Consider the following 14,208-nt stretch of genomic DNA (forward strand, 5'->3'; position numbering starts at 1 on the left):
TTCCGCTCCCCCGGTTCACTCCGAGCGCCCGCACGGACGGGTGAAGGAACCGGGGCGGCTGGATACACCCTAGGGGTGGGGGAACCGAGGGGGGACCGTGGAGCGGCGGAAGTGGAGGTACCCCGTGGCCGCCGCTCCACGGGCGGCTCCCGGTCCCCCGGTTCCTCCGTCAGGCGAAGACGGCCAGGCTCTTGGCCTTGCCCCGCTGCTCCTCGACGAGGGCGAGGAAGCGGCCCTCCGGGTCGAAGACGGCGACGGGGCCGGAGCCCGCGTACGTCTCGGGCATCTCCAGCCGTACGCCGTTGATGAGCAGCTTGGCCCGCCGGGTGTCGACGTCCCAGCGGGGGAACGCGGCCGTGGCGGCCTCGGCGATGGGCATCACGGTCAGCTCCTGCTGGAGCTGGTCGAGCGTGCGGGCCGCGTCCAGCTTGTAGGGGCCGACGCGGGTGCGGCGCAGGGCGGTGAGGTGGCCGCCGACGCCGAGGTCGGCGCCCAGGTCGCGGGCCAGGGCCCGGATGTAGGTGCCGGAGGAGCAGACGACCGAAACGACCAGGTCGAGTACGGCCGTGCCGTCGTCGGCGACGGCGTCCCGGACGTCGTACACGCCGAAGGAGGAGACCGTGACGGGCCGGGCCGGGATCTCGAACTCCTCGCCCTCCCGGGCCCGCTTGTAGGAGCGCACGCCGTTGATCTTGATGGCGCTGACCTTGGACGGCACCTGCATGATGTCGCCGGTCAGCTTGGCGATGCCGGCGTCGACGGCGTCGCGGGTGACCCCGGAGGCGTCGGTGGAGGAGGTGATCTCCCCCTCGGCGTCGTCCGTGAGGGTGTTCTGCCCGAGCCGGATGGTGCCCAGGTACTCCTTCTCGGTCAGCGCGAGGTGGCCGAGGAGCTTGGTGGCCTTCTCGACGCCGAGGACCAGGACGCCCGTCGCCATCGGGTCGAGCGTGCCGGCGTGCCCGACACGTCGGGTCCTGGCGATGCCGCGCATCTTGGCGACGACGTCGTGCGAAGTGAAGCCCGACGGCTTGTCGACGATGACGAGGCCGTCGGGCGTGGTGTGCTTCTGGGTCATTCGGCGGCGTCGTCCGTCTCGTCGTCGTCCTCGGGCTTGCGGTACGGGTCGGCCTCGCCGGCGTACTTCGCGCCCGCGGACGCCTCGCGCACCTTCTCGTCGGACTGGCGCGCCTTGTCGAGGAGGTCCTCGATGGCGCGGGCGTTGTCCGGGAGGGCGTCCATGACGAAGGCCAGGGTGGGCGTGAACTTCACCCCGGCGGCCCGGCCCACCTCGGAGCGCAGAACGCCCTTGGCGCTCTCCAGGCCGGCCGCGGCCGCCGCGCGCTCCTCGTCGTCCCCGTACACCGTGTAGAAGACGGTCGCCTCCCGCAGGTCACCCGTGACGCGGGTGTCCGTGATGGTGACGTGCGAGCCGAGCCGCGGGTCCTTGATCCCGCGCTGCAGCTTCTGGGCCACCACCTCTCGGATGAGGTCCGCCAGCCTTTTAGCCCGCGCGTTGTCGGCCACTGGTCCGTCTCCTTAAGTGCTTACTTGTTGCTTCAGTCTTCGTCGCTGTGGAGCCTGCGTCGAACCGAGAGCAGTTCGACTTCGGGCCGCCCGGCGACCAGCCGCTCACAGCGGTCCAGTACGTCGGTGAGGTGTCCCGTCTCCCCTGAGACCACGGCGAGCCCGATCTCGGCCCTGCGGTGGAGGTCCTGATTACCCGTCTCCGCCGCGCTCACCCCGTACTTGCGCTGGAGTTCGGCCACGATCGGACGGACGAGAGAGCGTTTCTCCTTGAGCGAGTGGACGTCGCCGAGGAGCAGATCGAAGGACAGAGTCCCCACATACATGTGTATCCGGATGTCCCGCCGGTTCGGGGTACGGGCGCCACGCTTCGACGCCGATACGGGAACCGTACACGCAACGGCCGGGGCCGATCGACGGAATAAGTCCCGCCGATCGGCCCCGATCGTGGCTCAGGTCAGACGCGCGGCTTCTCGCGCATCTCGTACGTCGCGATGACGTCGTCGACCTTGATGTCGTTGAAGTTGCCGAGGTTGATACCGCCCTCGAACCCTTCGCGAATCTCGGTGACGTCGTCCTTGAAGCGACGCAGACCCTCGATGTTGAGGTTCTCCGCGACCACCTTGCCGTCGCGGATGAGGCGCGCCTTGGTGTTGCGCTTGACCTCGCCGGAGCGGATGAGAACACCCGCGATGTTGCCCAGCTTGGACGACTTGAAGACCTCGCGGATCTCCGCCGTACCGAGCTCGACCTCTTCGTACTCCGGCTTGAGCATGCCCTTGAGGGCCGCCTCGATCTCCTCGATCGCCTGGTAGATGACCGAGTAGTACCGGACGTCGACACCCTCGCGCTCGGCCATCTGCTGCGCACGCCCCGCGGCGCGCACGTTGAAGCCGATGACGATGGCGTCGGAGCCCATGGCCAGGTCGATGTCGGACTCCGTGACCGCACCGACACCACGGTGCAGCACGCGGATGTCGACCTCTTCGCCGACGTCCAGCTGGAGCAGCGAGGACTCGAGGGCCTCGACGGATCCGGAAGCGTCACCCTTGATGATCAGGTTCAGCTGCTGGACCTCGCCGGCCTTGAGCACCTTGTCCAGGTCCTCCAGCGACACACGGCGCGTGCGCTTGGCGAACGCGGCGTTCCGCTCACGGGCGGCGCGCTTCTCCGCGATCTGGCGGGCCGTACGGTCCTCGTCGACGACGAGGAAGTTGTCGCCCGCACCCGGGACGTTGGTGAGGCCCAGGACCTGCACCGGCGTCGAGGGACCGGCCTCGGCCACGCTGTTGCCGTTGTCGTCGTGCATCGCCCGGACTCGGCCGTACGCGTCGCCGACCACCATGGTGTCGCCGACCCGCAGCGTGCCGCGCTGGACGAGGACCGTCGACACGGCACCACGGCCGCGGTCGAGACGGGACTCGATCGCGATGCCCTGCGCGTCCTGGTTCGGGTTGGCCCGCAGGTCGAGCGAGGCGTCGGCCGTGAGGACCACGGCCTCCAGCAGGGAGTCGATGTGCAGACCCTGCTTGGCGGAGATGTCGACGAACATCGTGTCGCCGCCGTACTCCTCTGCCACCAGGCCGTACTCGGTCAGCTGACCGCGCACCTTGGTCGGGTCGGCACCCTCGACGTCGATCTTGTTGACCGCGACGACGATCGGGACCTCGGCCGCCTTGGCGTGGTTGAGCGCCTCGACCGTCTGCGGCATGACGCCGTCGTTGGCCGCGACGACCAGGATCGCGATGTCGGTCGACCTCGCACCACGGGCACGCATGGCGGTGAACGCCTCGTGACCCGGGGTGTCGATGAAGGTGATCTTGCGCTCTTCTTCGTTGACCTCGGTCGCGACCTGGTAGGCACCGATGTGCTGGGTGATGCCGCCGGCCTCGCCCGCGATGACGTTCGTCTTGCGGATGGCGTCGAGGAGCCGGGTCTTACCGTGGTCGACGTGACCCATGACGGTGACGACCGGCGGGCGGACCATCAGGTCCTCCTCGTCGCCCTCGTCCTCGCCGAACTCGATGTCGAAGGACTCGAGGAGCTCGCGGTCCTCCTCCTCCGGGCTGACGATCTGAACCGTGTAGTTCATCTCGTCGGCGAGGAGCTGCAGCGTCTCGTCGGAGACGGACTGCGTGGCCGTGACCATCTCGCCGAGGTTCATCATGACCGCGACGAGCGACGCCGGGTTGGCGTTGATCTTCTCCGCGAAGTCGGTGAGCGAGGCACCGCGCGACAGGCGAACGGTCTCGCCGTTGCCGCGAGGCAGCATCACACCGCCGACCGACGGGGCCTGCATGGCCTCGTACTCCTGGCGCCTCTGCCGCTTCGACTTGCGGCCACGACGCGCCGGACCGCCGGGACGGCCGAAGGCACCCTGCGTGCCACCACGGCCACCGGGACCACCGGGACGACCACCGAAGCCGGGACGGCCACCGCCACCGGGACCACCGGGACGACCGGCGAAACCGCCGCCACCGGCACCGGGAGCACCCGGACGACCGGCGAAACCGCCACCGCCGCCACCGGGACGACCGGCGAAGCCGCCGCCACCCGGGCGACCGCCGCCGCCACCGGGACGACCGCCGCCACCGGGACCGCGGCCGCCGGGGCCACCGCCACCGGGACGCGGGCCGGCAGCCGGACGCTGCGGCATCATGCCGGGGTTGGGACGCGGACCGCCGGGACCGCCGCCGGGACGGGGGCCGCCACCCTGCGGGCGGGGCATGCCGCCCGGGGTCGGACGCGCGCCGCCCGGAGCCTGCGGACGAGGACCGCCGCCGGCACCCTGCGGACGGGGACCGCCCTGGCCCTGGCCCTGCGGACGCGGGGCGCCGCCGGGCGCACCGGGGCCGCCGGGACGCGGGGCACCACCCGGACGGGGCGCCTGCGGGCGCGCCATGCCGGTGGAACCACCAGAGGTGAACGGGTTGTTGCCCGGACGGGGACCCGCCGGACGGGCACCGGGACGCGGGGCGCCGCCACCCTGGCGCGGAGCGCCGGGACGGTCGCCACGGTCACCGCGACCCTGGCCACCCTGGCCGGAACCACCCGGGCGCGGAGCACCCGGACGCGGCGCCTGGCCGGCCGGACGCGGGGCGCCCGGACGCGGACCGGAGCCCTGGGACCCCTGGGACGAGGCGGGCGAGGACGGTGCGGCGGGAGCCGACGGGGGTGCCGTGAACTCGGGCGTGGTCGGAGCCGGGGACGCCGGGGCGGGCCGCGGCGCGGGCTTCGGGCCCGGGGTGGGACGGGGGCCGGGAGCAGCCGGCGCGGCCGGAGCCTCGGGCTTCTCTGCGGCGGCCGGCTTGGGGGCCGGCGGGCGCGGGGCGGCCGGACGGGCAGCCTGCGCGGGTGAGGGGGCGCCCGGCTTCGCCGGGGCAGCCTTGCGGGCAGGGGCGGACTTGCCGCCTCCGCTGCCCTGCTGGAGGGCGTCCGTCAGCTTGCGTACAACAGGCGCTTCGATCGTCGAAGACGCCGAACGGACGAATTCACCGAGTTCCTGGAGCTTGGCCATGACGACCTTGCTCTCGACACCGAACTCCTTGGCGAGTTCGTAGACCCGGACCTTAGCCACTTCGCTCCTTTGAGGTCCGGGTTGCGTCCGGACCGTCGCTAGTTCATGGGCGTACTCATCGCGTACTCATCGAGTGCTCATCGCAATCTCGACCTGCTTTCGACTCGCGAGGTACCTAGCCGCACGGGGTTCCGTACGGCACGTCTTACCGTGTTGCCTGCTCGGCAACTGTCGTCTGCTCGACGTATCGGCGCAACGCCTTTGTGTCGAGCGGTCCCGGGACGCGCAGTGCCCTCGGGAACGCCCGGCGGCGTACCGCCTGGTCGAGACAGACCGGTGCGGGGTGAACGTACGCACCCCGGCCGGGCAGCGTACCGCGTGGATCAGGGACGCATGCGTCCTCGATCGCCACGATCCGCAGCAGTTCCGTCTTGGCCGCTCGCTCCCGGCACCCCACACACGTGCGTTCAGGGCATGCTTGGTCGCGCGTCCGGCCAGACACCGTTAAGTCTACCTCCCCGTGCGCGCCTCATCCCTTTGGGGCAGGATTCGAACAGTTGGCGCGCATGAACCTGTCGTGATCTGAACGGCCCGCGGCTTGGATCTATTCCTCGGAGTGGTTACCGGCCGGTTCCGTGTCCGGGCGGATGTCGATCCGCCAGCCGGTCAGCCGGGCCGCGAGGCGGGCGTTCTGCCCTTCCTTGCCGATGGCCAGGGACAGCTGGTAGTCGGGCACAGTCACCCGGGCCGACCGGGTCGCCATGTCCACGATCTCCACCTTGGAGACCCGGGCCGGGGACAGCGCGTTCGCCACCATGTCGGCCGGGTCGTCCGACCAGTCCACGATGTCGATCTTCTCACCGTTCAGCTCGGCCATGACGTTGCGCACGCGGCCGCCCATGGGGCCGATGCAGGCGCCCTTGGCGTTCAGGCCGGAGCGGGTGGACCGTACGGCGATCTTCGTGCGGTGACCGGCCTCACGGGCGATCGCGGAGATCTCCACCGAACCGTCGGCGATCTCCGGCACCTCCAGGGCGAAGAGCTTCTTCACCAGGTTGGGGTGCGTGCGCGACAGCGTCACGGACGGGCCGCGGACGCCCTTGGCGACCCGGACCACGTAGCTGCGCAGGCGCATGCCGTGCTGGTAGGTCTCCCCCGGCACCTGCTCCTGCACCGGCAGGATGGCCTCGAGCTTGCCGATGTCGACGAGCACGTTCTTCGGGTCGCGGCCCTGCTGGACCACGCCGGTGACGATGTCGCCCTCACGGCCGGCGTACTCGCCGAGCGTCGCGTCGTCCTCGGCGTCGCGCAGGCGCTGCAGGATGACCTGCTTGGCCGTGGTGGCGGCGATCCGGCCGAAACCGGACGGGGTGTCGTCGAACTCGCGGGCCTCCTGGCCCTCCTCGAGGTCGTCGGGGTCCTCCTTCGCCCACACGGTCACATGGCCGGTCTCCCGGTTGAGCTCCACGCGCGCGTGGCGGCGGCTTCCCTCGGTGCGGTGGTAGGCGATGAGGAGGGCCGACTCGATCGCCTCGACCAGCAGGGGGAAGGAGATCTCCTTCTCCCGAACCAAGCCCCGCAGGGCACTCATGTCGATGTCCACGGCTACGCCTCCTCTTCCTTCTTGTCCTTGCGGCTGAACTCGACCTGGACACGCGCCCGGACGATGTCGTCGAAGACGAGTCTGCGCGCGGTGGCCTTGCGGCCCTTCACCCCGGGCACCTCGGTGTCGACACCCTCGTCGTCGACCTTCAGGATCCTGGCGACCAGTTCGCCGCCCTCGGCCAGCTGGAACTTCACCAGCCGGTCCGTGGCGCGGACGTAGTGCCGGTGTTCCGTGAGCAGGCGCTCCGCGCCCGGGGTGCCGACCTCGAGGGTGTACTCGCCCTCGCCCATCGCGTTCGTCTCGTCGAGCTTCGCCGAGAGCGCGCGGCTCACATCGGCGATCTGGTCCAGATCGGCGCCCGTGTCCGAGTCGACGACGACCCGCAGCACACGCTTGCGTCCGACGGAGTCCACTTCGATCTCTTCGAGGTCCAGGCCCTGAGAGGTGACGAGCGGCTCCAGCAGTCCTCGCAGCCTCTCGCTCTGGGTGGTGCTCATCCGGGTGACTCCTCGGCCGCGTGTGCTGTTGTGGGATGGGGCGCGTGTCTGGTCAAAGGGTATCCGGTCGCGGGGAGTGTTGCCGTCCACCCGGTCACGAACGGTGCCGCTGAGTGATGCCGGGCGGGGGCCCGGGTACCGTGATCACGGGCGTGCAGCCCTTGCCGTCCCTTCTTTCTCGAATGTTTCTCGAAACGAGCCCCCGAGGACGTCTGACGTGCCGTTCCCCCCATCGCCGCGTGCCCGCTCGGGGCCGCGCAGAAGGAGTCTGCTCGCCGTCGCCCCGGCGGCTTACGCCCTGTCGGGCTGCACCGGCGGGGACTCCGGCGGGCCGGCCGGCGACGGCCCGTCGGCCGCCGACCGGGCACGCGCGCGTGCGGCCCGGGACAGCGAGGGGCTGGTGGAGCGGTACGACGCGGTGATCGCCGCCCGGCCCGGGCTCGCGGGGCGGCTGCGACCGCTGCGCGAGGAGGTGGTGCGGCACGCGCAGGCGTTCGGCGGGGGCCGGACGTCCTCGCCCCCGGCCTCTCCTGCGGCATCCGCATCGGTGTCCCCTCCTGCCTCTCCGTCGGCGTCCGCTTCGGTGTCGTCCGCCCCGTCCGCGGCTGTGCCGGGGAACGACAAGGACGCCCTCGCCGGGCTCGCCGCCGCGGAGCGGGAGCTCGCGGACCGGCGGGCCAAGGCGCTGGGCGGGGTGCCCGGTGAGCTGGCGCGGCTGCTGGCGTCGGTGGCGGCGGCCGGGGCGGCGCACGTGTATCTGCTGACGGAGGGGGACGCGTGAGCGAGGCGAAGGACCGGGAACTCAGGGCCCTGCAGGCGGCACTGGCGGCCGAGCACGCGGCGGTGTACGGGTACGGCGTCGTCGGCGGGAAGATCGGCGACGGGCAGCGCGCCGAGGCACTCACGGCGTACGACGCGCACCGGGCGCGCCGCGATGCGCTGGTGCGCGAGGTGAAGGACCTGGGGGGCCGGCCGGTGGCCGCGTCCGCCGGGTACGCGCTGCCGTTCGCGGTGCCGGACGCGGCGGCGGCCGTGCGGTTCGCCGCCGAGCTGGAGGACCGGGTGGCCGGGGTGTACGCCGACCTGGTGCGCGCGGCGGGCGGCGGACGGCGCGCCCTGGCCGCCGAGGCGCTGCGGGAGGCGGCGGTGCGGGCGGTGCGCTGGCGCGGCGGGAGCGTAGCCTTCCCTGGGCTCGCCGAGCGGGCCGGCACGGCCCCGCCCTCGGCGGCGCCGACGGCGTGACCCGCTCAGGGCACGCACCGCGGACAGCACGAAGGGAACGACTCGCGCATGGTTTTCGAACCGCCTGAGCGCCTGGTCAGGGCACTCGGTGAGACGGCGCCGGACGGTGACGACTGGCTGGAGAAGCTGCCCGTGGCGGCGCAGCAGGCCGTCGCGCTGCGCGAGTTGACCGTGGAGCGGGTGCAGGTGCCCGGCGGGCGCAGCAGTCTGGTGGTGCTGGTGCGGGCGGCCGACGGGACGCCCGCCGTGCTGAAGCTGGCGCCGGGCCGGGCCCGTCCGGAGGCCGAGCGGGCCGCGCTCGCGCACTGGGCCGGGCGGGGCGCCGTACAACTGCTGGAACCCTTCTCGACCGAGGGCGTCCTGCTGCTGGAGCGGCTGCATCCGGACGTGTCGGTGCGGTCGCTGCCGGAGGCGAAGGCGCTGCTGGAGGCGGCTGGGACGCTGCGGCGGCTGTGGGTGGAGCCGCCCGCCGGCTTCCCCTTCGAGACCGTGGCCGAACGGACCGGGCGGCAGGCCGAGGCGATGCGGGCCCGGGCGCAGGCCGATCCCGAGGTGGCCCCGCTGGTCGACCTGGCGCTCGCGGCGCGCGAGGAGTTGCTGGCCGCGCCGCCCGAACACCGGCTGCTGCACGGCACCTTCCGGCAGAGCAAGGTGCTCGCCGGGGAGCGGATGCCGTGGCTGGCCGTCGGGCCGGACCCGGTGGTCGGCGAGTGCGCGTTCGATCTGGCCCGGCTGGTCCGGGACCGGGTGGAGGACCTGATCGCCCAGCCGTCCGGCGCGGCCACGACCCGGCGGCGGGTGAAGCGGCTGGCCGAGTCCCTGGACGTGGACCAGGGCCGGCTGCGGGGCTGGACGCTGTTCCGGGCCGTGGAGTCCGGGGTGCGGGCGGGCCGGGTGGGGCGGCCCCGGGACGCGGAGCTGCTGCTGGAGTTCGCCGGGTGGCTGTAGGGCGCCGGTGATGTCGAGGGGCCGGGGGCCGTGCCCCCGGGCCGCCGGTTCCGCCCGTGCCCTGAAGCGCCGGGCGGACGGGACAGGTCGGCCCGCCCGGCGCCGTCAGTGCTACGCCGTGAGGCGGGCGACGGCCTCCTCGACCGTGAGTTCCTCGCGCTCGCCGGTGCGGCGGTCCTTCAGTTCCACCACGCCGTCGGCGGCGCGCCGGCCGGCCACCAGGATCTGCGGTACGCCGATCAGCTCGGAGTCCGTGAACTTGACGCCCGGGGAGACGCCGGGGCGGTCGTCGACCAGGACGCGGACTCCGGCGGCGGCCAGTTTCCCGGAGATGTCGAGGGCCAGCTCGGTCTGCAGGGCCTTGCCGGCGGCGACCACGTGGACATCGGCCGGGGCGACCTCCTTGGGCCAGCACAGGCCCTTGTCGTCGGCGCTCTGCTCGGCCAGGGCGGCCACCGCGCGGGAGACGCCGATGCCGTAGGAGCCCATGGTGACGCGGACCGGCTTGCCGTTCTGGCCGAGGACGTCGAGCTTGAGGGCGTCGGCGTACTTGCGGCCCAGCTGGAAGATGTGGCCGATCTCGATGGCGCGGTCGAGGACGAGGCCCGTGCCGCACTTCGGGCAGGGGTCGCCCTCCTGCACGACCACGACGTCGACGTAACGGTCGACCTCGAAGTCACGGCCCGCGACGACGTTCTTGGTGTGCGTGCCGGCCTTGTTGGCACCGGTGATCCAGGCCGTGCCCGGCGCCACCCGCGGGTCGGCGATGTAGGTGACCTTGTCCAGGCCGCGCGGCCCGACGTAGCCGCGGACCAGGTCGGGGCGGGCGGCGAAGTCCGTCTCGGTGACCAGTTCGACGGTGGCCGGGGCGAAGTGCGCCTCGACCTTGTCCATGTCGACCTCGCGGTCCCCGGGGACACCGACGGCGACGATCTCGCCGTCGACCTTCACGAGGAGGTTCTTCAGCGTGGCCGAGGCGGGGACGCCGAGGGAGGCGGCGAGGGTCTCGATGGTCGGGGTGTCGGGGGTCGGGATGTCCTCGGCGGCCGGGACGCCCGAGCCGTCGACGGGCTTCAACTCGTAGGTGATCGCCTCGGTGTTGGCGGCGAAGTCGCAGTTCGGGCAGTCGGCGAAGGTGTCCTCGCCGGCCTCGGCGGGGGCGAGGAACTCCTCGGACTTGGAGCCGCCCATCGCGCCGGCGGTGGCGGCGCAGATGCGGTAGTCGAGGCCGAGGCGCGCGAAGATCTTCTGGTAGGCCTCGCGGTGCAGGGCGTACGACTTGGCGAGGCCCTCGTCCTCGGTGTCGAAGGAGTAGGAGTCCTTCATCAGGAACTCGCGGCCGCGCAGGATGCCGGCGCGGGGGCGGGCCTCGTCGCGGTACTTGTTCTGGATCTGGTAGAGGATGACCGGCAGGTCCTTGTAGGAGGACGCCTGGTCCTTCACCAGGAGGGTGAAGATCTCCTCGTGGGTGGGGCCGAGGAGGTAGTCGCCGCCCTTGCGGTCCTGGAGACGGAACAGCTCGGGGCCGTACTCCTCCCAGCGGCCGGTGGCCTCGTAGGGCTCGCGCGGCAGGATGGCGGGGAGCAGGACCTCCTGGGCGCCGACGGCGTCCATCTCCTCACGGACGATCCGCTCGACGTTGGCCAGCACCTTCTTGCCGAGGGGCAGCCAGCTCCAGATGCCGGCGGCGGTGCGGCGCACGTAGCCGGCGCGGACGAGGAGCTTGTGGCTGAGGACCTCGGCGTCGGCCGGGTCGTCGCGCAACGTCTTCGCCAACAACTGGGACATGCGCTGGACCGGTACGTTCGCCATGGTTCCTCTGCTCCTGCTGCTGGGGGTCCTCCGCTCTCGGGCGGAGCCGGGAGCGGGGGAAGGTGATGGCAGGAGGTTAGCCGGGGGGTGCGCGGCGGTGGAAATCGGTTATCCGCGGCGCAGGGGCAGCGGGGCGCCCATCACGGCGTACGGCTTCGGCGCGCTGGGGAAGAGGACCTGGCGGGCCAGGTCCTGGTAGCCGAGGGAGCGGTAGAGGGCGCGGGCGGGGCTGTCGGTGTCGATCGCGGAGAGGATCGAGCGGGGTTCGGCGGCGCTGTCGGTGATCGTGGTGATCAGGGAGCGTCCGAGGCCGCGGTTCTGGTACGCGGGGTGGACGTGCAGTTCGGTGATCACGAAGGAGTCGTCGAGCCAGTGGTCGTTGTGCCGGTCGCGCAGGTAGGGCTCCACGACGGTGGACCACCAGTGGGTGCGGTCGTTGGGCATGCCGTAGACGAACCCGACCAGGTCGCCGCCGGCGGTGGCGCCGAGGGCGCGGGCGCCGGGGTAGGTGATGTGGCGGAGGACGATCTGGCGGCGGACGGCGACTTCGTCGGGGCCGAGCCCGAAGGCCACGGCCTGGACGGCCAGGGCCTCGTCTACGTGGGCGGAGAGGTCGAGGGGGCCGATCACCAGGTCCATGGCGGGGAGCCTACAGGGGGGTTTCCGTTGTCGTCCGGGTGCTGGTCGATGTGGTTGCTCGCACGCCGAGTCGCACATCACCTCCCGCGCCCCCGGGAGGCCGGTTCGCGCCCGGGCCCTAGAAGAGGACGCTCATGAAGGCGCCGACTTCTTCGAAGCCCACCCTGCGGTACGTCCTGCGCGCCGCCGTGTTGAAGTCGTTGACGTAGAGGCTGACGACGGGGGCGACGTCGGCCAGGGCGTAGCGCAGTACGGCCGCCATGCCGGGGGCCGCCAGGCCGGTGCCCCGGTATTCGGGGGCCACCCACACGCCCTGGATCTGGCAGGCGCGGTCGGTCGCCGCGCCGATCTCGGCCTTGAAGACGACCTTGCCGTCCGAGTCGAAGCGGGCGAAGGCGCGGCCGGAGCCGACGAGTTCGGCGACGCGGGCCTGGTAGAGCAGGCCGCCGTCGCCGGCCAGCGGGGAGACGCCGACCTCCTCGGTGAACATCGCGACGCACGCCGGCATGATCGTCTCCATCTCGTCCTTGCGGACGCGGCGGACGTAGGGGTCCGGGGTGACGTCGGCCGGGAGGTGGTCGGTGACCATGAGCGGCTGGTGGCGGCGGACCTCGCGGGCCGGGCCCCACTGGGGTTCCAGCAGCCGCCACAGGTCGGAGGTCGCGCCGGAGGGGCCGACGATGGAGGAGCAGCGGCGCCCGGCGCGGCGGGCGCGGTCGGCGAAGGCGCGGACGGCGCGCGGGCCGGCGCAGATGGGGACGAGGTTGGCTCCGGCGTAGCAGAGGGATGTGAGATTGCCGTCCTCGTACCAGCCCCACATCTCGCCGCCGAGCCGCCACGGGTCGAGTCCGGCGATCTGCACGCGGGACGTCACGAAGGCGTTCGCGACCGGCTCGCGGTCGAGGACGGCGAGCGCGGCGTCCAGGTCGCTCGGTTCGAGGACCCGTGAGGTCGTCTGGGTCAACACGTGCGGGGGCCTCACACACTGGGGTCGGCTGATCCCCGCACTATAGCTGCGCTGCTTGGGCGGGGCGCCTGGGAGCTCGGGGGTACTGCTTTGTGGGCGGCTGCGGGGCGTCCGTGGCCGGGCGCGCAGTTCCCCGCGCCCGTCGAAGACAGGGCGCGGGGCCACCGCCGGTCCGAGGAGGCTCAGCCCGCGACCGCCACCGACGGCTCGCCCGAGGTCACGCCGTCCTTCTCCATCTGCTCGGCCAGCTTCATGGCCTCTTCGATGAGGGTCTCCACGATCTTGGACTCGGGGACGGTCTTGATGACCTCGCCCTTGACGAAGATCTGGCCCTTGCCGTTGCCGGAGGCGACGCCGAGGTCGGCCTCGCGGGCCTCGCCGGGGCCGTTCACCACGCAGCCCATGACGGCGACGCGGAGCGGGACCTCCATGCCGGTGAGGCCGGCGGTGACCTCTTCGGCCAGCTTGTAGACGTCGACCTGGGCCCGGCCGCAGGACGGGCAGGAGACGATCTCCAGGCCGCGCTCCTTGAGGTTCAGGGACTCCAGGATCTGGATGCCGACCTTGACCTCCTCGGCGGGCGGCGCGCTCAACGACACCCGGATCGTGTCGCCGATGCCCTGGGAGAGGAGGGCGCCGAAGGCGACCGCCGACTTGATCGTGCCCTGGAAGGCGGGACCGGCCTCCGTGACGCCGAGGTGCAACGGGTAGTCGCACTGGGCGGCGAGCTGCTTGTACGCCTCGATCATGATGACCGGGTCGTTGTGCTTGACGGAGATCTTGATGTCGCGGAAGTCGTGCTCCTCGAAGAGGGACGCCTCCCACAGGGCCGACTCGACCAGGGCCTCGGGGGTCGCCTTGCCGTACTTCTGGAGCAGGCGCCGGTCGAGGGAGCCGGCGTTGACGCCGATGCGGATCGGGGTGCCGTGGTCCCGGGCCGCCTTGGCGATCTCCTTGACCTTGTCGTCGAACTGCTTGATGTTGCCCGGGTTGACGCGGACCGCCGCGCAGCCCGCCTCGATCGCGGCGAACACGTACTTCGGCTGGAAGTGGATGTCGGCGATGACGGGGATCTGCGACTTGCGGGCGATGGTCGCGAGGGCGTCGGCGTCGTCCTGGGTCGGGCAGGCGACACGGACGATCTGGCAGCCGGAGGCGGTGAGTTCGGCGATCTGCTGGAGGGTCGCGCCGATGTCCGACGTGCGCGTCGTGGTCATCGACTGTACCGAGACCGGGGCGTCCCCGCCGACGGCCACGGACCCGACCTGGATCTGGCGGCTCTTCCGGCGCTCGGCGAGCTTGGTCGGAACGGACGGCATGCCGAGAGAAATCGCAGTCATCTGCTGTGCAACCCCAAGTCGTGGATCAAGGTCCGGTCCCGTGAGCAGCGGGCTCCGAGCTTCGAGATTACGGCACCGGCCCGGGCGCGGGCACATCCCACCCGCGTTGCCACTCG

General features: G+C 71.9%; 14 protein-coding genes. 3 read left to right on the forward strand and 11 right to left on the reverse strand.

Annotation, left to right across the window (positions count from 1 at the left end):
* Window positions 1–169 precede the first annotated feature (169 nt).
* The 7 genes from truB to rimP form a co-directional block, all read right to left on the reverse strand.
* Window positions 170–1,075 carry a tRNA pseudouridine(55) synthase TruB gene (gene truB / locus ACFY9E_RS30100; RefSeq protein ID WP_390989228.1) on the reverse strand — a complete coding sequence of 302 codons (906 nt, stop codon included), beginning with the start codon at window positions 1,073–1,075 and terminating at the stop codon, window positions 170–172.
* Window positions 1,072–1,524 carry a 30S ribosome-binding factor RbfA gene (rbfA, locus tag ACFY9E_RS30105; protein WP_390989229.1) on the reverse strand — a complete coding sequence of 151 codons (453 nt, stop codon included), beginning with the start codon at window positions 1,522–1,524 and terminating at the stop codon, window positions 1,072–1,074. Before rbfA ends, truB begins: the two co-directional genes overlap by 4 nt.
* 32 nt (window positions 1,525–1,556) lie before the next feature.
* Window positions 1,557–1,850: a DUF503 domain-containing protein gene (locus tag ACFY9E_RS30110; protein WP_030853207.1), complete on the reverse strand. Its 294-nt coding sequence runs from the start codon at window positions 1,848–1,850 to the stop codon at window positions 1,557–1,559.
* 131 nt (window positions 1,851–1,981) lie between these two features.
* A complete protein-coding gene (infB, locus tag ACFY9E_RS30115) occupies window positions 1,982–5,101 on the reverse strand; it encodes a translation initiation factor IF-2 (RefSeq protein WP_390989230.1) in 3,120 nt (1,039 codons plus the stop codon).
* Between the two features lie 145 nt (window positions 5,102–5,246).
* On the reverse strand, window positions 5,247–5,543 hold the full coding sequence (locus ACFY9E_RS30120) for a DUF448 domain-containing protein (protein ID WP_390989232.1): 297 nt from the start codon (window positions 5,541–5,543) through the stop codon (window positions 5,247–5,249).
* A 102-nt stretch (window positions 5,544–5,645) separates the two neighbouring features.
* Entirely contained in the window at window positions 5,646–6,644 is a 999-nt protein-coding gene (nusA, locus tag ACFY9E_RS30125; RefSeq protein ID WP_306930432.1) for a transcription termination factor NusA, read from the reverse strand.
* Window positions 6,645–6,646: 2 nt separating this feature from the next.
* Window positions 6,647–7,144, reverse strand: a complete 498-nt coding sequence (gene rimP, locus ACFY9E_RS30130) for a ribosome maturation factor RimP (RefSeq protein WP_390989233.1) — start codon at window positions 7,142–7,144, stop codon at window positions 6,647–6,649.
* 217 nt (window positions 7,145–7,361) lie between these two features.
* Between rimP and ACFY9E_RS30135 the strand changes: the two genes are divergently transcribed.
* From ACFY9E_RS30135 to ACFY9E_RS30145, 3 genes are read left to right on the forward strand one after another with little or no spacing between them, the layout of a single operon-like run.
* Window positions 7,362–7,925, forward strand: a complete 564-nt coding sequence (locus ACFY9E_RS30135; RefSeq protein ID WP_390989235.1) for a hypothetical protein — start codon at window positions 7,362–7,364, stop codon at window positions 7,923–7,925.
* Complete coding sequence (locus tag ACFY9E_RS30140; protein ID WP_390989236.1) at window positions 7,922–8,386, forward strand: DUF4439 domain-containing protein; 465 nt, start codon at window positions 7,922–7,924, stop codon at window positions 8,384–8,386. The genes ACFY9E_RS30135 and ACFY9E_RS30140 overlap by 4 nt, the downstream gene beginning before the upstream one ends.
* A 48-nt stretch (window positions 8,387–8,434) precedes the next feature.
* Complete coding sequence (locus ACFY9E_RS30145) at window positions 8,435–9,334, forward strand: aminoglycoside phosphotransferase family protein (RefSeq protein ID WP_390989238.1); 900 nt, start codon at window positions 8,435–8,437, stop codon at window positions 9,332–9,334.
* A gap of 111 nt (window positions 9,335–9,445) precedes the next feature.
* On the opposite strand, the gene ACFY9E_RS30150 is transcribed toward ACFY9E_RS30145, so the two are convergent.
* The 4 genes from ACFY9E_RS30150 to ispG all read right to left on the reverse strand — a co-directional run bounded on the left by ACFY9E_RS30150 (window position 9,446) and on the right by ispG (window position 14,092).
* Window positions 9,446–11,146, reverse strand: coding sequence for a proline--tRNA ligase (locus tag ACFY9E_RS30150; protein ID WP_390989239.1), 1,701 nt, complete (start codon window positions 11,144–11,146; stop codon window positions 9,446–9,448).
* Window positions 11,147–11,254: 108 nt separating this feature from the next.
* Window positions 11,255–11,785 (reverse strand): GNAT family N-acetyltransferase, encoded by a 531-nt coding sequence (locus ACFY9E_RS30155; protein WP_390989241.1) that lies wholly within the window; start codon window positions 11,783–11,785, stop codon window positions 11,255–11,257.
* A 118-nt stretch (window positions 11,786–11,903) separates the two neighbouring features.
* Complete coding sequence (locus ACFY9E_RS30160) at window positions 11,904–12,752, reverse strand: GNAT family N-acetyltransferase (protein WP_390989243.1); 849 nt, start codon at window positions 12,750–12,752, stop codon at window positions 11,904–11,906.
* 182 nt (window positions 12,753–12,934) lie between these two features.
* Window positions 12,935–14,092: a flavodoxin-dependent (E)-4-hydroxy-3-methylbut-2-enyl-diphosphate synthase gene (ispG, locus tag ACFY9E_RS30165; protein ID WP_352114685.1), complete on the reverse strand. Its 1,158-nt coding sequence runs from the start codon at window positions 14,090–14,092 to the stop codon at window positions 12,935–12,937.
* Window positions 14,093–14,208: the final 116 nt, after the last annotated feature.

The organism is Streptomyces sp. NPDC012466 (assembly GCF_042955215.1).
Lineage (GTDB): Bacteria > Actinomycetota > Actinomycetes > Streptomycetales > Streptomycetaceae > Streptomyces.

What these genes read in the sequence shown, in the direction of transcription:
- ACFY9E_RS30155 (WP_390989241.1), bottom strand. Translation starts at nt 11,785, where the DNA reads ATGGACCTGGTGATCGGCCCCCTCGACCTCTCCGCCCACGTAGACGAG.
- ispG (WP_352114685.1), bottom strand. Translation starts at nt 14,092, where the DNA reads ATGACTGCGATTTCTCTCGGCATGCCGTCCGTTCCGACCAAGCTCGCC.
- ACFY9E_RS30110 (WP_030853207.1), bottom strand. Translation starts at nt 1,850, where the DNA reads ATGTATGTGGGGACTCTGTCCTTCGATCTGCTCCTCGGCGACGTCCAC.
- ACFY9E_RS30145 (WP_390989238.1), top strand. Translation starts at nt 8,435, where the DNA reads ATGGTTTTCGAACCGCCTGAGCGCCTGGTCAGGGCACTCGGTGAGACG.
- ACFY9E_RS30150 (WP_390989239.1), bottom strand. Translation starts at nt 11,146, where the DNA reads ATGGCGAACGTACCGGTCCAGCGCATGTCCCAGTTGTTGGCGAAGACG.
- rimP (WP_390989233.1), bottom strand. Translation starts at nt 7,144, where the DNA reads ATGAGCACCACCCAGAGCGAGAGGCTGCGAGGACTGCTGGAGCCGCTC.
- truB (WP_390989228.1), bottom strand. Translation starts at nt 1,075, where the DNA reads ATGACCCAGAAGCACACCACGCCCGACGGCCTCGTCATCGTCGACAAG.